The organism is Cognatiluteimonas lumbrici, from assembly GCF_006476065.1.
Classification (GTDB): Bacteria; Pseudomonadota; Gammaproteobacteria; order Xanthomonadales; family Xanthomonadaceae; genus Cognatiluteimonas; species Cognatiluteimonas lumbrici.
On record NZ_ML636798.1, the window covers coordinates 1150837 to 1169292 of the forward strand.

Annotated in this window: 17 protein-coding genes; 10 read left to right on the forward strand and 7 right to left on the reverse strand. The window is 71.1% G+C overall.

What is annotated here, in order from left to right; genetic code table 11:
- The first annotated feature begins 17 nt into the window (after positions 1-17).
- Genes E4F25_RS05570 through mnhG form a run of 6 tightly spaced genes read left to right on the forward strand, consistent with a single transcriptional unit; the run spans position 18 to position 5958 of the window.
- Positions 18-2894: a monovalent cation/H+ antiporter subunit A gene (locus E4F25_RS05570; RefSeq protein ID WP_407062824.1), complete on the forward strand. Its 2877-nt coding sequence runs from the start codon at positions 18-20 to the stop codon at positions 2892-2894.
- Positions 2894-3235, forward strand: coding sequence for a Na+/H+ antiporter subunit C (locus tag E4F25_RS05575; RefSeq protein WP_140909203.1), 342 nt, complete (start codon positions 2894-2896; stop codon positions 3233-3235). The genes E4F25_RS05570 and E4F25_RS05575 overlap by 1 nt, the downstream gene beginning before the upstream one ends.
- Positions 3232-4842, forward strand: a complete 1611-nt coding sequence (locus tag E4F25_RS05580; protein ID WP_140909204.1) for a monovalent cation/H+ antiporter subunit D — start codon at positions 3232-3234, stop codon at positions 4840-4842. Before E4F25_RS05575 ends, E4F25_RS05580 begins: the two co-directional genes overlap by 4 nt.
- Complete coding sequence (locus E4F25_RS05585) at positions 4839-5330, forward strand: Na+/H+ antiporter subunit E (RefSeq protein ID WP_140909205.1); 492 nt, start codon at positions 4839-4841, stop codon at positions 5328-5330. Before E4F25_RS05580 ends, E4F25_RS05585 begins: the two co-directional genes overlap by 4 nt.
- Complete coding sequence (locus E4F25_RS05590) at positions 5327-5608, forward strand: K+/H+ antiporter subunit F (RefSeq protein WP_140909206.1); 282 nt, start codon at positions 5327-5329, stop codon at positions 5606-5608. Before E4F25_RS05585 ends, E4F25_RS05590 begins: the two co-directional genes overlap by 4 nt.
- A complete protein-coding gene (gene mnhG / locus E4F25_RS05595; RefSeq protein WP_140909207.1) occupies positions 5605-5958 on the forward strand; it encodes a monovalent cation/H(+) antiporter subunit G in 354 nt (117 codons plus the stop codon). Before E4F25_RS05590 ends, mnhG begins: the two co-directional genes overlap by 4 nt.
- A 7-nt stretch (positions 5959-5965) precedes the next feature.
- On the opposite strand, the gene E4F25_RS05600 is transcribed toward mnhG, so the two are convergent.
- From E4F25_RS05600 to E4F25_RS05620, 5 genes are all read right to left on the reverse strand, one after another.
- A complete protein-coding gene (locus E4F25_RS05600; RefSeq protein ID WP_140909208.1) occupies positions 5966-6349 on the reverse strand; it encodes a RidA family protein in 384 nt (127 codons plus the stop codon).
- Between the two features lie 9 nt (positions 6350-6358).
- Positions 6359-8524 (reverse strand): RelA/SpoT family protein, encoded by a 2166-nt coding sequence (locus E4F25_RS05605; protein WP_140909209.1) that lies wholly within the window; start codon positions 8522-8524, stop codon positions 6359-6361.
- 148 nt (positions 8525-8672) lie between these two features.
- Positions 8673-8972 (reverse strand): DNA-directed RNA polymerase subunit omega, encoded by a 300-nt coding sequence (gene rpoZ / locus E4F25_RS05610; RefSeq protein WP_140909210.1) that lies wholly within the window; start codon positions 8970-8972, stop codon positions 8673-8675.
- Positions 8973-9065: 93 nt separating this feature from the next.
- The gene (gmk, locus tag E4F25_RS05615) at positions 9066-9680 is read right to left on the reverse strand and encodes a guanylate kinase (RefSeq protein ID WP_140910345.1); all 615 of its coding nucleotides are present in this window, start codon (positions 9678-9680) and stop codon (positions 9066-9068) included.
- A gap of 20 nt (positions 9681-9700) precedes the next feature.
- Complete coding sequence (locus tag E4F25_RS05620) at positions 9701-10558, reverse strand: YicC/YloC family endoribonuclease (protein ID WP_140909211.1); 858 nt, start codon at positions 10556-10558, stop codon at positions 9701-9703.
- 107 nt (positions 10559-10665) lie between these two features.
- Here E4F25_RS05620 and rph point away from each other — a divergent pair, with 107 nt between their 5' ends.
- The 3 genes from rph to hemW are packed head-to-tail and all read left to right on the forward strand — an operon-like array spanning position 10666 to position 13156.
- Complete coding sequence (gene rph / locus E4F25_RS05625; RefSeq protein ID WP_140909212.1) at positions 10666-11415, forward strand: ribonuclease PH; 750 nt, start codon at positions 10666-10668, stop codon at positions 11413-11415.
- 2 nt (positions 11416-11417) lie between these two features.
- On the forward strand, positions 11418-12008 hold the full coding sequence (gene rdgB, locus E4F25_RS11515; protein ID WP_220433186.1) for an RdgB/HAM1 family non-canonical purine NTP pyrophosphatase: 591 nt from the start codon (positions 11418-11420) through the stop codon (positions 12006-12008).
- Entirely contained in the window at positions 12008-13156 is a 1149-nt protein-coding gene (hemW, locus tag E4F25_RS11520) for a radical SAM family heme chaperone HemW (protein WP_220433187.1), read from the forward strand. The genes rdgB and hemW overlap by 1 nt, the downstream gene beginning before the upstream one ends.
- On the opposite strand, the gene E4F25_RS05635 is transcribed toward hemW, so the two are convergent.
- On the reverse strand, positions 13145-15748 hold the full coding sequence (locus E4F25_RS05635) for a bifunctional diguanylate cyclase/phosphodiesterase (protein WP_246069779.1): 2604 nt from the start codon (positions 15746-15748) through the stop codon (positions 13145-13147). The genes hemW and E4F25_RS05635 overlap by 12 nt on opposite strands.
- Before the next feature lie 64 nt (positions 15749-15812).
- Here E4F25_RS05635 and pepQ point away from each other — a divergent pair, with 64 nt between their 5' ends.
- The gene (gene pepQ / locus E4F25_RS05640) at positions 15813-17138 is read left to right on the forward strand and encodes a Xaa-Pro dipeptidase (protein WP_140909215.1); all 1326 of its coding nucleotides are present in this window, start codon (positions 15813-15815) and stop codon (positions 17136-17138) included.
- On the opposite strand, the gene E4F25_RS05645 is transcribed toward pepQ, so the two are convergent.
- Entirely contained in the window at positions 17107-18456 is a 1350-nt protein-coding gene (locus tag E4F25_RS05645; protein ID WP_140909216.1) for an aminopeptidase P N-terminal domain-containing protein, read from the reverse strand. The genes pepQ and E4F25_RS05645 overlap by 32 nt on opposite strands.

Below are 18456 nucleotides of genomic sequence, written 5' to 3' on the forward strand. Positions count from 1 at the left end.
TCCTCTGGTTGCCGTTCGTGGCCAGCGCGATCGTCTTCGTGCTCCGCTCGCGCGGCCGCAACCTGGCCGCCTGGCTGATGACGTGCACCGCGCTGGCCTGCCTGGCACTGACCCTGTCGCTCTACCCCGCGATCGTGAGCGGCGGGGTCCTGCGCGACGTGCTGGAGTGGGCGCCCTCGCTGGGGCTGGCATTCACCCTGCGGGTGGACGGGTTCACCTGGCTGTTCATGCTGCTGGTCAGCGGCATCGGCATGCTGGTCGGCGTCTACGCCCGCTACTACATGTCGCCGGACGACCCGCTGTCGCGGTTCTTCGCGCTGCTGCTGGCGTTCATGGGCGCGATGCTCGGCATCGTGATGTCCGGCAACGTGATCCAGCTGGTGTTCTTCTGGGAACTGACCAGCCTGTTCTCGTTCCTGCTGATCGGCTACTGGCACCACGGCGCCTCGGCGCGCGACGGCGCGCGCATGGCCCTGATCGTGACCTCCGGCGGCGGCCTGTGCCTGTTCGCGGGAATGATGCTGCTCGGGCACATCGTCGGCAGCTACGACCTCAACGCGATCCTGGCCGCCGGCGACCTGGTGCGCGCCCACGACATGTACGAGCCGGCGCTGGTGCTGGTGGTGCTCGGCGCGCTGACCAAGAGCGCGCAGTTCCCGTTCCACTTCTGGCTGCCGCAGGCAATGTCGGCGCCGACGCCGGTCTCGGCGTACCTGCATTCGGCGACCATGGTGAAGGCCGGCGTGTTCCTGCTGGTGCGCTTCTGGCCGGTGCTGGCGGGCACCGAGCAGTGGTACTGGCTGGTGGCCGGGGCCGGCACCCTGACCCTGCTGCTCGGCGCGTACGCGGCGATGTTCCAGCAGGACCTCAAGGCGGTGCTCGCCTACTCGACCATCAGCCACCTCGGCCTGATCACCATGCTGGTCGGCATGGGCAGCACGCTGGGCGTGGTCGCGGCGATCTTCCACATCGTCAACCACGCGACCTTCAAGGCCTCGCTGTTCATGGCCGCCGGCGCGGTCGACCACGAGGCCGGCACCCGCGACCTGCGCGAGCTCGGCGGGCTGCGCCGGTTCATGCCGATCACCGCGACCCTGGCGGTGATCGCCGGCGCGGCGATGGCCGGGGTGCCTCTGCTCAACGGCTTCCTGTCCAAGGAGATGTTCTTCGCCGAGACCCTGGCGGTGGACGGCGGCCTGTTCGTGGACGGGTTGCCGGCGATGCTGGCGGTGGTCGCCAGCGCCTTCGGCGTGACCTACTCGCTGCGCTTCGTGCGCGGCGTGTTCTTCGGGCCCGTGTCCACGCGGCTGCCGCGCCAGCCGCACGAGCCGCCGCGCTGGATGCGCTTCCCGATCGGGCTGCTGGCACTGGCCTGCCTGCTGGTCGGGATCCTGCCCGGGAAGATCATCGGGCCGTCGCTGGCGGCGGCGGCGCACTCGGTGCTCGGCGCGCAGGCGCCCGAATACAGCCTCGCCGTGTGGCACGGCTGGACGGTGCCGCTGCAGATGAGCATCGTGGCCTTCGTCGCCGGCTGCCTGCTGTACCTGGTGCTGCGGCGCTACCTCGCGCGCAACGAGGGCACGCCGCTGCTGCGCCGGCTGAGCGGGCGTCGGATGTTCGAGCGGGCGCTGGCGGTCTTCGCCGCCGACCTGCCGGCGTGGCTGATGCGCTTCTTCCCGGCCTACCGGCTGCAGGCGCAGCTGATGCTGATCGTGCTGGCGGCGACCCTGGCCGGCGGCCTGGCCGCGACCATCGCCTCGTTCGACGCGCCGCGGCCGCAATGGACCGGCGTCGACCCGGCGTTCGCGCTGCTCTGGGTGCTGGGAAGCGCCTGCGCGATCGGGGCCGCCACCCAGGCCAAGTTCCACCGGCTGGCGGCGCTGATCCTGACCGGCGGCGCCGGGCTGGTGTCCTGCGTCAGCTTCGTGTGGCTGTCGGCGCCGGACCTGGCGGCGACCCAGCTGCTGGTCGAGGTGGTCACCACCATCCTGATCCTGCTCGGCCTGCGCTGGCTGCCCAAGCGCATCCAGGGGTTGTCGCCCGACGCCAGGCTGACCCGGGTGAAGCGCTGGCGCGACGCGCTGGTCGCGCTGACGGTGGGCGCCGGCGTCGCCAGCCTCGCCTACGCGGCGATGATGCACCCGGTCTTCAACTCGATCTCGCGCTTCTTCCTCGAGCGCGCCTACGTCGACGGCGGCGGCCACAACGTGGTCAACGTCATCCTCGTCGACTTCCGCGGTTTCGATACCCTCGGCGAGATCACGGTGCTGGCGATCGTCGCGATCACCGTGTTCGTGCTGCTGCGCCGGTTCCGGCCGGCGGCCGAAAGCATCGACACGCTGCGCCTGCAGCGCCGCAACTCGGTGATGGACCTGGCCGGATCGGACCGGGTGATCGACCAGTCGACCGCCGATTACATGATGATCCCGGGCCTGATCGTACAGCTGATGTCGCCGGTGATCCTGCTGTTCGGCATCCACCTGTTCCTGCGCGGCCACGACCTGCCCGGTGGCGGCTTCGCCGCAGGCATCACCGCGTCGGTGGCACTGATCCTGCTGTACATGGCGCGCGGCGCGCGCTGGGTGGAAGCACACCTGCGGGTGAAGCCGGTGCGCTGGATCGGCTTCGGCCTGCTGCTGGCGGTGGGCACCGGGCTGGGCTCGCTGGTGTTCGGGCACCCGTTCCTGACCTCGCACTTCCAGTACGCCGAACTGCCGGTGCTGGGGCGCATCCCGATGGCCACCGCGGTGCTGTTCGACCTCGGCGTGTTCTGCCTGGTGGTCGGCGCCGCCACGCTGATGCTGGTGGCGCTGGCGCACCAGTCGCTGCGCAGGCCGAGGGTTTCCACGATCGTCGCTGCCGACGGCAGCATCCAGGCGGAGGACAAGGGCTGATGGAACTCGTGCTGGCGATCGCCATCGGCGTGCTGGTCGCTTCCGGCGTGTGGCTGCTGCTGCGGCCGCGCACCTTCCAGGTGATCATCGGCCTGACCCTGATCTCCTACGGGGTCAACCTGTTCATCTTCTCCACCGGCGGCCTGCGCATCGGCGCCGACCCGGTGCTCCGCGACGTGGTCGGCAAGTTCGAGCAGTACACCGACCCGCTGCCGCAGGCGCTGGTGCTCACCGCGATCGTGATCGGCTTCGCCACCACCGCATTGTTCCTGGTGGTGCTGCTGACCTCGCGCGGGCTCAACGGCAACGACCACGTGGACGGCGGGGACGGCACCCCGTGAACCCGCACCTGGTCATCGCGCCGATCCTGCTGCCCTTGCTGGTGGCCGCGCTGCAGCTGCTCGCCGGCGAGCGGCGGCAGCGCATCGTGGTGGCGCTGAGCCTGGCCTCGTGCTTCGCGCTCGTCGGGGTGGCGGTGGCGCTGCTGCTGGCCGCGACCCAGCAGTCCGCCGGCGGGGTGCCGGCGTTCGTGTACCGCATCGGCGACTGGCCCGCGCGCTTCGGCATCGTGCTGGTGGCCGACCGCCTGTCGGCGTTGATGGTGCTGCTGACCGCGGTGGTGGCGCTGGCGGTGCTGCCCGCCGCGCTGGGCCGCTGGCAGCACCGCGGCAACTACTTCCAGCCGCTGTTCCAGTTCCTGCTGGTCGGCCTCAACGGCGCGTTCCTCACCGGCGACCTGTTCAACCTGTTCGTGTTCTTCGAGGTGCTGCTGGCCGCGTCCTACGGGCTGGCGCTGCACGGGTCCGGCGCGCGCCGGGTGAGCGCGGGCCTGCACTACATCGCGGTCAACCTGACCGCGTCCATGCTGTTCCTGGTCGGCGTGAGCCTCATCTTCGGCGTCACCGGCACCCTCAACATGGCCGCGCTCGCCGAGCTGATCCCGGCGCTGCCCGACCACACGCGCGCGCTGCTGCACGTCGGCGCGGCGATCCTCGGGATCGCCTTCCTGATCAAGACCGCGATGTGGCCGCTGGGCTTCTGGCTGCCGCGGACCTACGCCGCGTCGGCGCCCGCGGTGGCGGCGATGTTCGCGCTGATGACCAAGGTCGGCATCTACGTGCTGCTGCGCCTGACCCTGCTGCTGTTCGGCGACGACGCCGGGCCGGGCTCGCGCCATTTCGGCGCCGACTGGCTGCTGTGGGGCGGGATCGCGACCATCGTCGCCGGCATCATCGGCCTGCTCGGCGCGCGCGACCTCGGCAAGCTCGCCGGCTACAACGTGGTCATCTCCTCGGGCACCCTGCTCGGCGCGATCTCGCTGCAGGAGCCGGCCGTGACCGTGGGCGCGCTCGCCTACCTGGTGATCTCCACGCTCGGCATCGCCGCGCTGTTCCTGGTCGCGGGCATGCTCGCGCCGGAAGGCGAGGAAGACGCCAGCGACGCGCTGCCGCTGGAGCCGTACGAGCAGCTGGACGACGCACCGCGGGTCGAGGACCTGTACGCGGAAGAGGACGAGCGCCGCGTCGTGATCCCGGCGCCGGTGGCGATGCTGGCGGTCAGCTTCCTCGCCTGCGCGCTGCTGCTGGCGGGGCTGCCGCCGCTGTCCGGCTTCCTGGCCAAGTTCTCGATGCTGGCGCCGATGCTCGACGTGGCCTCGCGGGAGGGCACCATGGCGTTGTTCACGCTGGTGATCGTGGCCGGTTTCTGCACCGTGGTCGCGATGTGCCGCGCCGGCATCCAGATCTTCTGGACCGACGTCGACCGCAGCTTCCCGCAGGCGCGCGTCACCGAGGTCGCCGGCGTCGTGTTGCTGCTCGGTGCCTGCCTGCTGCTGACCGTGGTGGTACAGGGCCCGCTCGGCTACCTGCACGACACCGCCAACCAGGTCCACGACCGCGCCAACTACATCCTCGGCGTGCTGCCCGCCGGGGCGGAGGCAACACCGTGACCCGCCGCTGGCTGCCCTACCCGCTGCTGTCGGCTGCGCTCGCGGCCACCTGGCTGGTGCTCAACCAGAGCCTGTCGCCGGGGGCGCTGCTGCTGGGCCTGCTGTTCGGCGTCCTCCTCGGCAAGGCCTATGGCGTCCTGCATCCGCCCAAGGCCCGGTTCCGCAACTACCGCACAGCGGCGGTACTGCTGGTGCATGTGCTGCACGACATCGTGCGTTCGAACGTCGCGGTCGCCCGCATCATCCTCGGCGGCGCCCGCGACGAGGTCCACTCCGGCTTCGTCGCCATCCCGCTCGAGCTCGACGATCGCCATGGCCTGGCGGTCCTCGCCTGCATCATCACCTCCACGCCGGGGACGGTCTGGGTGAGCTTCGACCCGTCGGCGAAGGTGCTGCTGATCCACGTGCTCGACCTCGTGGACGAGGAGACCTGGATCACCACCATCCGCCAGCGCTACGAGCGACCGCTGCTGGAGATCTTCCAATGAGCCAGCTGTTCCTCGACGTGGCGATCATGGCCTCGCAGCTGCTGTTGCTGCTGGCGATGGGCTTCTCGATCGTGCGCATGGTGCGTGGCCCGCGCGCGCAGGACCGGGCGCTGGCACTGGACGCGATGTACGTGAACGCGATGATCCTGCTGCTGACCCTGGGCATCCGCACCGGCAGCCCACTGTACTTCGAGGCGGCGCTGATCATCGCCCTGCTCGGCTTCGCCAGCACGATGGCGATCGCCAAGTTCCTGATGCGCGGCGAGGTGATCGAATGAACCACCTGGAGAGCCTGCCGCCGTGGGCGGCGATCGTGGTCGGGCTGCTGATGCTGTCGGGCGCCCTGCTCGCCTTCACCGGTTCGCTCGGGCTGCTGCGGCTGAAGAACTTCTACCAGCGCGTGCACGCGCCCACGCTGTCCACCACGCTCGGCACCTTCCTGGTGATCGCGGCCTCGGTGGTGTGCTTCTCGGTGCTGCAGCAGCGTCCGGTCTTCCACGAGCTGCTGATCGGCGTGTTCCTCACGGTGACCACGCCGATCACGCTGATGCTGCTGGTGCGCGCCGCGCTCTATCGCGACCGCGAGGAAGGCTCGGACGCCGTTCCGCGCGCGCCCCCGCGCGACTGACCCCGACTCAGCCGAGGACGACGACCGCGTCCACCTCGAACGCGGCGCCCTTGGGCAGGGCCGACACCTCGATGGTGGAACGGGCGGGATACGGCGCCTGGAAGTACTCGGCCATGACCGCGTTGACCTGGGCGAACTGGCCGAGGTCGGTCAGGTACAGGCCGAGCCGGACGACGTCGTCGAAGGAGCCGCCGGCGGCCTCGCAGACGGCCTTCAGGTTGTCGAACGCGCGACGGGCCTGGGCGGCGATGTCGCCCTGCACCAGTTCGCCGGTCGCCGGATCCAGCGGGATCTGGCCGGAGCAGTAGACGGTGTTGCCGGCGCGGACGGCCTGCGAATACGGGCCGATCGCGGCGGGCGCCTGGTCGGTTTGCACGGGTTGCCTGGACATGCGCCGATGCTACAGCCTTTGCACGCCGTGCACGACTCCCAGCCGGCGCACGCGGCGGATGACCTCGGCGATGTGCCGGCGGTCGCGAACCTCGATCGCGAAGCGGATCGAGGCGATGTTGCTGTCGCGCTCGAGGTACTCCACGCCGTCGATGTTGGACTCGGCCTGGGCGATCGACGCCGCCACCTGGGCCAGCACGCCGGGCCGGTTCTCGACCTCGACCATGAGCGCGCTGTGGAAGTCGCCGGACACCTCGCGGTCCCAGCCGATCGGGACCCAGCGCTCGGGCGACTTCCTGTAGTCGGCGACGTTGGGACAGTCCATCCGGTGCACCACCACGCCCTTGCCGGTGGTGTGGTAGCCCATGATCTCGTCGCCCGGGATCGGCATGCAGCAGTTGGCGAAGGTGATCACGCCGCGCTCGTGGCCGGTGATCAGGATCTTCTCGCCGAGCTCGGGCAGGTCGGCGGGCGCGGCCGGCTCCTCCGCGGCCAGCACCCGCGCCACCTGGGCCGGCATGCGGTTGCCCAGCGCGATGTCGGCGAGCAGCGCCTCGAGCCGCGGGTAGCGGTTCTCGGCCAGGTAGGCGTCCAGCCGCGCCGGCGGCAGCCGGTCGAGCGAGCTCTGCAGCCGCTCCAGCGCGCGGTCCAGCATGCGGTGCCCGAGCTGCACGGCGTCCTCGTGCTCGAGCTGCTTGAGCTGGTGGCGGATCGCGGTGCGCGCCTTGCCGGTGACCACGAACTCCAGCCACTGCGGCTGCGGCGCCGCCGACTTCGCGGTGATCACCTCCACCTTCTGGCCACTGGACAGCTTGGTGCGCAGCGGCGCCAGTTTCTTGTCCACCCTCGCGGCCACGGCGTGGTTGCCGACGTCGGTGTGCACCGAGTAGGCGAAGTCCAGTGCGGTCGCGTTCCTGGGCAGGGCCAGGATGTCGCCCTGCGGCGTGAACAGGTACACCTCGTCCGGGAACAGGTCGACCTTGACGTTCTCCAGGAACTCCAGCGACGAGCCGGTGCCGCGCTGGCTCTCCATCAGCCCGGTGATCCAGGAATGCGCGCGGCTGTGGGCGCTGTTGCCGGAGCCGCCGTGCTTGTACATCCAGTGCGCGGCGATCCCGCGCTCCGCCACCAGGTCCATCTCCGCGGTGCGGATCTGGACTTCGATCGGCGATCCGTAGGGCCCGAACAGCACCGTGTGCAAGGACTGGTAGCCGTTGGCCTTGGGGATCGCGATGAAGTCGCGGAAGCGCCCGTCCAGCGGCTTGTAGACCGAATGCACTACGCCCAGCGCGTGGTAGCAGTCGGCGACGCTGTCGACCACGATCCGGAAGCCGAACACGTCCATCACCTGGTCGAAGGTCTTGCCCTCGGCGCGCATCTTCGAATAGATGCTCCAGGGCGACTTCACCCGGCCGACCAGGCGGTATTGCAGGCCTTCGTTGGTGAGCCGCTGCGCCAGCTGCGCCTCGATCCGCGCCAGCGCCTCGCGGCGCACGATCGGCTGGGTGCGGATGCGCTTCTCGAGCACCGCGTGGCGCCACGGATGCAGGCCGTGGAAGCCGAGGTCCTGCAGCTCGGCCTTGAACAGGTTCATGCCCAGGCGCTGGGCGATGGGCGCGTAGATCTCGAGCGTCTCGCGCGCGATGCGGGCGCGCGCTTCCGGGCCCTGCGCGCCCAGCGTGCGCATGTTGTGCAGCCGGTCGGCCAGCTTGATCATGATCACGCGCAGGTCGCGCGCCATCGCCAGCATCATCTTGCGGAAGCTTTCCGCAGCCGCCTCCTGGCGGTCGGCGAAGCGCAGCTTGTCCAGCTTGGTGACGCCGTCCACCAGTTCGGCCACGGTCTCGCCGAACTCGCCGACGATCGCCGCGCGCGTCAGCGGCGTGTCCTCCAGGGTGTCGTGCAGGATCGCGGCGACCAGGGTCTCGACGTCCACCCGCTGCTCGGCCAGCACCGACGCCACCGCCACCGGGTGGGTGATGTAGGGCTCGCCCGAACGCCGCGTCTGTCCGGCATGGGCCGAGGCGCCGACCGCCCAGGCCCGGCGCAGCAGGGGGCGCTGTTCCTCCGGCAGGTAGTCGGCGGCCCGCTCGAGCGCGCGCACGTACTCGGGCACGGCCTCGTCGGGCACGGGCGCCGGGATGGCGTGGCTGGCGGCGGGATCGGCCGGGGTCATGGGATCGAGAGTAAAGCGGGAACGGGGAACGGGGAACAGGGAACGGTGAAAAGCAGGGCTCCGGACACGAAAACGGCCCCGTTTCCGGAGCCGTTCTGCCATCGGGACCGGCGAACCACGGTTCCCCGTTCCCCGTTCCCTGCTTCCGTCAGTCGTCGCCCTTCGACAGGTCGTCGTCGGCGACCACCTCGGCGGCGGCCCACTCCAGCGCCTCGCGCTCCTTGCGCTCGCGCTCGGCCTTGTCCACGGCCTCGATGTAGGCCTCGTCGATGCGGCGGGCCGCGATCTCGCGCAGGGCGAGCACCGTCGGCTTGTCGTTGGCCTCGCTGTTGTCCAGCTGCGGCTCGACGCCGTTGGCCAGTTGGCGCGCGCGCTTGGCGGCCATCATCACGAGTTCGAAGCGGTTGTCGACCACTTCCAGGCAATCTTCGACGGTAATGCGGGCCATGGGGCTCCCGGCGGCTCTGGGCCGTCCGTAACTGGGCGGGGGACCGGGAATTGTACTGTCTCGGCGCCCCGGTCCGCAATACCTGCTTGCGAATCAGGGACTTAGGAGGTCCCGGATGAGGCGCTCGTGGCGCTGCCGCTGCTGCGACAGCCGCAGCCTGCTGGCCCGGAAGATCGCGCACATGTCCTCGACCGCGGTTTCGAACACCTCGTTGACGATCACGTAGTCGAACTCGTCGTGGTGGGCCATCTCGTCGCGGGCCGCCGCCAGCCTGCGCGCGATGACTTCCTCGCTGTCCTGTCCGCGCGCGCGCATGCGCTGTTCCAGCGCATCCCTGGAGGGCGGCAGGATGAAGACTCCGACCGCGTCGGGCACCTGTGCGCGCACCTGGCGCGCGCCCTGCCAGTCGATCTCGAGCAGCACGTCCTTGCCCGCCGCCAGCTGCGGCTCGACCGACTGCCGCGCGGTGCCCTTCCAGTCGCCGTGCACGCGCGCGTGCTCGAAGAAGTCGCCGGCGGCGACCATGCGCTCGAACTCGGCCTCGCTGACGAAGTGGTAGTGCTCGTGGTGCCGCTCGCCGGGGCGCGGCGCGCGCGAGGTGAAGGAGATGGACAGGCAGATGTCGGGGTCGCGCGCCAGGCAGGCGTTGACGATGCTCGACTTGCCGGCGCCGGAGGGCGCGGCGACCACGAACAGGGTGCCGCGCAGCGGGGGCGATGCGGGCGTGCTCATTCGATGTTCTGGGCCTGTTCCCGGATCTGGTCGATCAGCACCTTGAGCTCGACTGACGCGGCCGAGGTGCGCGCGTCCACCGACTTCGAGCCCAGGGTGTTGGCCTCGCGGTTGAACTCCTGCAGCAGGAAGTCCATGCGCCGCCCCACCGGGCGGTCCTGGCGGAGCACGCGGCGCAGTTCGGCGACGTGGGTGTCGAGCCGGTCCAGCTCCTCGTCCACGTCGAGCTTCTGCAGCCACAGCACCAGCTCCTGCTCCAGCCGGCCCGGGTCCGCCGGCTGCGACAGCTCGGCCAGGCGCGCTTCCAGCTTCCTGCGCTGGCCGGCCCGGATCGCCGGCATCAGTTCGCGCACGCTGGCCGCCAGGGCCTCGATGCCGTCCACCCGCTCCGCGATCGCGGCGGCCAGGCCGGCGCCCTCGCGCTCGCGCGCCGCGACGAACTCGTCCAGGACCGCATCCAGCAACTCCAGCGCCATGGCGTGCAGCGCCTCGCTGTCCACCGGCCGGCTGCGCAGCACGCCGGGGAACTGCAGCAGCTCGGTCAGTTCGGCGCGCAGCATCGGGAACTTCGCCTGCATGTCCATGCCGACGCGGGCCAGCCTGGCCACGACCGCGCCATCGAGCTCCAGCGTGCCGGCGCCTTCCGTGCGCAGGCGGAAGCCCAGCTCCAGCTTGCCGCGGTGGATACGCGCGGCCACGCGTTCGCGCATCGCAGGCTCGAGGGCGCGCAACTCTTCGGGCAGGCGCAGACCGACCTCGAGGAAGCGGTGGTTGACCGCACGCAGCTCGCAGGCCAGCGTGCCGGCCGGCCCCTGGCGCTCGCCGGAAGCGAAAGCGGTCATGCTTCGGATCATGCGGCGAGTATGCCACCACGGGGCATGCGCGCTCACCGGGCCGGGGACCGCTGACTGCTAGAATCGCCGGCCGCGCGGCTGCATCTCCGCGCCTCCACGGATAAGCCATGCCCGACACCCCCGCCATCATCCGGCCCAGCGGCCGCGCGCCCGCGCAGATGCGAGACGTCTCCTTCGTCCGCGGCTTCACCCGCCACGCCGAGGGCTCGGTGCTGGTGGCGTTCGGCGACACCCGGGTGCTGTGCACCGCCAGCGTCGAGGCCCGTGTGCCGGCATTCCTGCGCGGCAAGGGCGAAGGCTGGGTCACCGCCGAGTACGGCATGCTGCCGCGCGCCACCCACACCCGCAGCGACCGCGAGGCGGCGCGCGGCAAGCAGGGCGGGCGCACGCTGGAGATCCAGCGCCTGGTCGGGCGCAGCCTGCGTGCCTGCGTGGACCGGGCCGCGCTCGGCGAACGCACCATCACCCTGGACTGCGACGTGCTGCAGGCCGACGGCGGCACCCGCACCGCCGCGATCACCGGCGCCTACGTGGCCCTGGTGGACGCCGTGGACGCGCTCATCGCGCGCGGCGAGATCAAGCCGCGCGGCGGGCGCTCGCCGGTGTTCGGCGCGGTGGCCGCGGTGTCGGTCGGCATCCACCGCGGCGTGCCGGTGCTCGACCTCGACTACGCCGAGGACAGCGCCTGCGACACCGACATGAACGTGGTCATGAACGACGGCGGCGGCTTCATCGAACTGCAGGGCACCGCCGAGGGCCATGCCTTCCGGCGCGAGGAACTGGACGCGATGCTCACCCTCGCCGAGCAGGGGTGCCGGGAGCTGTTCGCGGCGCAGCGGGCGGCGCTCGCCGGCTGACCGTGGACCTGGTGCTGGCCAGCGGCAACCCGGGCAAGCTCGCCGAACTGCGGCAGCTGCTCGAAGGCTCGGGACACGTCGTCCGGCCGCAATCGGAGTTCGGGGTCGGGGATGCCGAGGAAACCGGGCTCACCTTCGTCGAGAACGCCCTGCTGAAGGCACGCCACGCCGCACGGGCCACCGGCCTGCCGGCGCTGGCGGACGACTCCGGGCTGTGCGTGGACGCGCTCGGCGGCGCGCCCGGGCTGTACTCGGCCCGTTACGCCGGCGGCCACGGCGACGCGGCGCGCAACATCGAGCGCCTGTTGCGCGAACTGGAGGGCGTGCCCGACGACGCCCGCGGCGCACGCTTCCATTGCGCCGTCGTGCTGTTGCGCCACGCGACCGACCCGCAACCGATCATCGCCGAGGGCAGCTGGTCGGGCCGCATCCTGCGCGCGCCCCGCGGCAGCGGCGGCTTCGGCTACGACCCGGTGTTCCTGGATCCCGAGAATGCACTCACCGCCGCCGAGCTCGAGCCCGCGGTCAAGAACACGATCAGCCACCGCGGCCGCGCGCTGGCCAGCCTGCGGCAGCGCCTCGACGAAATCTGATGCTGCAGGTGCCGCCGCTGTCGCTGTACGTGCACCTGCCCTGGTGCGTGCGCAAGTGCCCGTACTGCGACTTCAACTCGCACGCGCAGCGCGGGCCGCTGCCGTTCGACGACTACGTCGCCGCTTTGGTCGCCGACCTGGACCACGACCTGCCGCTGGCCTGGGGCCGGGTGGTGCACAGCGTGTTCTTCGGCGGCGGCACCCCTTCGCTGTTTCCCCCCGATGCGATCGACGCCTTCCTGCAGCAGGCCAGCGGCCGGCTGCGCTTCGCGCCGGATTGCGAGATCACCCTGGAGACCAACCCGGGCACCGCCGAGCACGGCCGCTTCGAGGGTTACCGGGCGGCCGGCGTGAACCGCCTGAGCTTCGGCGTGCAGAGTTTCGACGACGGCTGCCTGCGGCGGCTCGGGCGCATCCACGACTCGCGCGAGGCCGAAGCCGCGGTGAAGCTGGCCCAGGATGCCGGCTTCGACAACATCAACCTCGACCTGATGCATGCGCTCCCGGGGCAGACCCTGGCGATGGCCGAGGCCGACCTGCAGCGGGCGTTCGCGCTGTCCCCCGCGCACGTGTCGCACTACCAGCTCACGCTGGAGCCGAACACGCTGTTCGCGGCGCGCCCGCCGGAGGGCATCCCGGACCACGACGCCGCCTGCGACATCCAGGAACGCTGCCAGGCAATGCTCGCCGAGGCCGGCTTCGAACAGTACGAGACCAGTGCCTGGGCGCGCCCCGGGCGGCGCTGCGCGCACAACCTCAACTACTGGCACTTCGGCGACTACCTCGGCATCGGCGCCGGCGCGCACGGCAAGCTGACCCTGGGCGCGGAACAGCGCATCCTGCGGCGCTGGAAGCTCAGGCAACCCGCGTCCTACCTGGCCAAGGCCGGCACCGCGGCCGCGATCGGAGGCGAGGAGGACCTGGAGCCGTCGCGGCGTGCGTTCGACTACATGCTCAACGCGCTGCGCCTCAACGAAGGCTTCGCGCTTTCGGCATTCGAGGCGCGCACCGGCCTGTCGCGCGACGCGATCGCGGGGGAACTCGGCGAGGCGGTCTCCCGCGGCTGGCTGGTGGTGGGCGCGGACCACGTCGTGCCGACCGCGCTCGGGCGGCGCTTCGCCAACGACGTGATCTCGCTATTCCTCTAGCGCGCGCGCCGCGCGCTGGTAGAGCACCGGCTCGGGCCGGTGCAGGGCGTGGCCCTGGCCGAAGTCCACCCCGAGCTCGCGCAGCACGCCCACGATGCGCTCGCTGTCCACCCACTCGGCGACCACGTCGATCCCGCGCTGGTGCCCGATCTCGGTGATCGCGTCCACGATCGAGCGGCTCATCGGGTCGCGGTCCACGTCGCGGACGAAGCTGCCGTCGATCTTGATCGTGTCCACCGGCAGGTTCTTCAGGTAGCCGAACGACGACATCCCGGCGCCGAAGTCGTCGAGCGCCACGCAGCAGCCGAACGCGCGCAGCCGCTCGATGAAGCGCACCGCGCGCGCGAGGTCGCGCACCGCCACCGTCTCGGTCAGCTCGAAGCACAGGCGCCGGGGCTCGACCGCGTGCGCCTTCACCAGCGCGACCACGTGGTCCACCAGGCCTTCGTCCTCGAGCGACGCGGCCGAGAGGTTGATCGAACAGCGCCCCGGCGGCTTGCCGCTGGCGTGCAGGCGCGCGAAGTTGGCGACCGCCTCGCCGACCACCCAGCGGTCCAGCTGCGGAACCAGGCCGTAGCGCTCCGCGGCGGGCAGGAACGTCCCCGGCGCCACCACGCGCCCGTTCTCGTCGCGCAGGCGCAGCAGCAACTCGATGCGTGGCGCGTCGCCCGGGGCGTGCTGCAGCGGGCGGATCTCCTGGTAGTCGATCAGCAGGCGCCGCTCGTCGATCGCCCAGCGCAGCCGGTTGGCCCATTCCATCTCGCCGCGGCGGCGGATCGCGTCGTCGTCCTGCTCGGAGAACAGGTGGATCCGGTTGCGGCCATGGTCCTTGGCCAGGTAGCAGGCGGTATCGGCCTGCGCCAGCGCTTCGCGCAGGGTCATGCCGGGGCGGTCGAGCAGGACCACGCCGATGCTGGCGCTGATCGTGTAGCTGCGTTGTTCCCACACGTAGATGTGGCCCTCGATGCGCGCGCGCAGCCGCTCGGCGAGCGCCAGCGCGGCATCGGTGCCGGCGTCGTGCACGAGCACGCCGAACTCGTCCCCGCCGAGGCGCGCGATCAGGTCGCCGGGCCGCACCACCTCCACCATCACCAGCGCCAGCTGGCTCAGCAGCTGGTCGCCTGCCAGGTGCCCCGAGGTGTCGTTGATCAGCTTGAACTGGTCGAGGTCGATGTACAGCAAGGCGCGCGGCGGCGAGTCGCGGGTGATCGCCGCCAGCGCGCGCTGCACGTGGCGTTCGAACTCGCGCCGGTTGTAGAGCTCGGTGAGCGCGTCGTGGCTGGCCTGGTAGCTCAGCAGCTCGGTGAGCTGGCGTTGCTCGGAGATGTCGCTGGCCACCACCAGCGTGCGTTGCTCGCCGCCGACGCGCACCCGCTCGATCGAGATCGTGGCCCAGAAGCGGTCGCCGTTGAGCGAGACCAGCACCGCCTCGACGTTGTTCCAGTCGGAGCCGTCGCCCTGATCGCGCAGCCGGCGGCGCATCGCCGGGTCCTCGAACAGGGCATCGAGCTGGATGCCCTGCTCGATCTCTCCGCCGAGGCGCGCGCACGCGGCCTGGTTGGCGTAGAGGATGCGCCCGTCCTCGTCGCGCGCCAGCAGCACCAGCGCCGGCAGCAGGTCGTTGAGCGTGCGGAAGCGCTGTTCGCTCTCGCGATAGCGGTGGCTCATGCGCAGTCCGAGATCCAGCGCGCGGCGCCGGGTTCCGGCCACCGACCACACCAGCGAGGCCAGCAGTACGCTCGCCAGCAGCCCCGGCCACAGGATCGAATGCGGCCAGGCCGCGGCGATCGGCTCGCGCGGCCGCATGCGCAGCCGCCACGTGCGACCGCCGAAGTGCAGGTCCCGCTCGTGCAGCACGTCCACGCCCTCCGGCGGCGGCCCGGAAACGTACAAGGGCGCTCCGCCGATGTCGCCGACGTCCAGGACCTCGATCCACAGCGCCTCCAGCGTGGTCGCCGGAATCGCGTCGGCGACCAGCTCCGGCGCGACGAACGACGCCGCGATCGAGCCACGCATGCGGGCGCGCCGCTCCGCGAGCGTGCGCGGCGGCGTGCCGCCGGCGTAGGCCGGCAGGCGCAGGGTGATGCCGTTGGCGACCGGCGTCGCCTGCTGGACCAGCGGGAACGGCGCCGACATCGCGACCGTGTTGCTGTCGCGCGAGGCCCGGATCGCCGCGAGGTTGTCCGGCTGGGTCGCGGCATCGAGTCCCTGCAGCGCCTCGTTGCCGGCCACCGGCTGCACATGGGTGGTGACGTAACTCCCCTGCCCCCGTCGCTCGGCGTAGGCCAGCGCACGCAGGCTGGGGAAGCGGGTGCGCGGGTGCAGGTTCTGGTACAGGTGCGCGAACTCGTCCGCCGACACCTCGCCGGACGCCAGGAACACGGTCTGCACCGCACGCAGCAGCTGTTCGCAATCGTGCAGGCTGTCGGCAACCGCGTTGAACGCCTCGGTCGCGAGGGCACGGAACGCGCGGTCCTGCGCCGCACGCGCCTCGAGCTGTTGCGAACGCGACACCGCGAGGGTCGCGGCGACCCCCAGGAGCAGTGCAAGCGCGGCCCAGGACCACGCGGGCAGGCCCGTGCCCCTGTTCACCGTTCCAGCCTGCAACTCCCGCCGGGATGCGTCAGAATCCGCTGATTCGCCCAAGAGGATCCTCATGACCACCGTCGAGTGGAGCACTTTATACCGGGACCACCTGACCACGGTGCGAAGCCGGGCCGACACCGCGCTCGAGCGCGCCGGCCTGGACCACCTGGTGGTGCCGAGCGGCACCCTGCACTACCAGGTGTTCGACGACCGCGACTATCCGTACGCGGTGAACCCGCAGTTCAAGGCCTGGCTACCGCTGACGCGCAACCCGGGAAGCTGGCTCGTGCATACCCCCGGGCAGCGCCCCAGGCTGCTCTACCTGCAGCCCCGCGACTACTGGCACGTGGTGCCGCGCGCGCCGTCCGGCCATTGGGTGCCGGAGTTCGACATCGTCGTGATCCGCACCCCGGAGGAAGCCCTGCAGCACCTGCCCGGTGACCCGGCCCGCTGCGCGATCCTCGGCGAGCCGCAATCCGCGCTCGGCGGCTACGTCCCCGGCAACCCGCCCGCGGTGGTCGATTACCTCGAGTACCACCGCGCCTTCAAGACGCCCTACGAGATCGCGATGATGCGCGAGGCGACGGTGCGCGGCGTGCGCGGCCACCGCGCCGCGGAGCGGGCGTTCCGCGCCGGCGCCAGCGAATTCGGCATCCACCTGGCCTACTGCCAGGCCGCGGGCCAGGACAGCGAGACGCTGCCCTACGGCAACATCGTCGCGCTCAACGAGCATGCGGCGGTGCTGCACTACACCGACCGCGACCGGGTCCCGCCCGAACCGGTGCGCAGCTTCCTGATCGATGCCGGCGCCAGCCACGGAGGCTACGCCTGCGACATCACCCGCACCTACTCGGCCAACCCCGCGGACGAGTTCCAGGCACTGGTGGACGCGGTGGATGCCGCGCAGCAGGCGATGTGCGCGCAGGTGCGCGCCGGCCACGACTACCGCCAGCTGCACCTCGACGCGCACCTGGCGCTGGCCGCGATCCTGCGCGACTTCGGGATCCTGTCGCTGTCGCCCGAGGCCGCCCTGGAGACCGGCGTGAGTTCCGTCTTCTTCCCGCACGGCATCGGCCACGGCATCGGCCTGCAGGTGCACGACGTCGCCGGCTTCGCCTCCGACGACCGCGGCGGGGAACCGCTGCCGAAGCCGGAGGGGCACCCGTACCTGCGCCTGACGCGCACGCTGGCCCCGGGCATGGTCGTGACCATCGAGCCCGGCATCTACTTCATCGACATGCTGCTCGAGGAACTCCGCGCCGGACCGCACGCGGGCGCGGTGGACTGGGCGCGCGTGGATGCGTTCCGCCCCTACGGCGGCATCCGCATCGAGGACGACGTGGTGTGCACCGAAGGCGACCCGGTCAACCTGACCCGGGAAGGTTTCGCCGCGTAGGAGCCATCAGGGCCTCGATCTCGTCGGCGCTGCGCGCGAGCTTCGCGGTGAGCACCTTGTGGCCGTCCTTGGTCACCAGGACGTCGTCCTCGGTGCGGATGCCGATGCCGCGCCACTTGGCCGCGACGGTGGTGTCGTCCGGCGGAACGTAGAGGCCGGGCTCGATGGTGAACACCATGCCCGGCTCCAGCAGCCGCGACTCGTTGTCGATGCGGTAGTCGCCGACGTCGTGCACGTCCAGCCCGAGCCAATGTCCGGTCTTGTGGCGGTAGTAACGCCTGTAGCTACCGTCGGCGATGTTCTTCTCCAGCCTGCCCTTGAGCAGGCCCAGCCGCAGCAGGCCCTCGGTCAGCACCGAGACCGCGGCCTGGTGCCCGGCTTCGTACGGCACCCCCGGGCGGGCCTGGGCGAGCGCCGCCGCCTGCGCCTCGCCGACGAGGTCGTGCAGCTGGCGCTGCTCGCGCGTGAAGCGGCCGTTGACCGGGAAGGTGCGGGTGATGTCCGCGGCGTAGTTGCGGTATTCGGCGCCGGCGTCCACCAGCACCAGGTCGCCGTCCGCGGCCTGCCCGTTGTTGGCGACGTAGTGCAGCACGCAGCCGTTGGCGCCGGCGCCGACGATGCTGCCGTAGGCGGGCACCGCATCGTGCATGCGGAACACGCGCTCGAGTTCCGCCTGCAGTTCGTATTCGTGGATGCCCGGGCGCGCCGCGCGCATCGCGGCCTCGTGCGCGCGCACGCTGATGTCGGCGGCGCGCTGCATCAGCTTCAGTTCCGCCGGCGACTTGAACAGCCGCAACTCGTCGAGCAGGTGGCCCAGTTCGAGGAACTCGTGCGGCGGCTGCGCGCCGCTGCGCACCTGCGCCCGCACGCGGTTGAGCCAGCCGATCAGCTTGAGGTCGAACTCGGTGTCGCGGCCGAAGTGGTAGTAGACCCGGGTCCGTCCCTCGAGCAGCCCCGGGAGGATCTCGTCGAGGTCGTCGATCGGATACGCGTCGTCCAGCCCGAAGCGCTCGACCGCGCCGTCGGGGCCGCTGCGCGGGCCGTCCCAGCCTTCGCGCTCCGGATCGCGCTCGCGGCAGAACAGGATCGCCTCGCCGTGCGCGCGCCCGGGGACCAGCACCAGCACCGCTTCCGGCTCCGGGAAGCCGCTGAGGTACCAGAGGTCGGAATCCTGGCGGTACGGATAGTGCGTGTCGCGGCTGCGGATGCGCTCCGGCGCGGCCGGGAGCACCAGGATCGCCTCCTCGCCGGCCATCCGCATCAGCTGCCGGCGGCGGCGCGCGAACTCCTTGCCGTCGATGCCCGTCAGCGCCTTCAT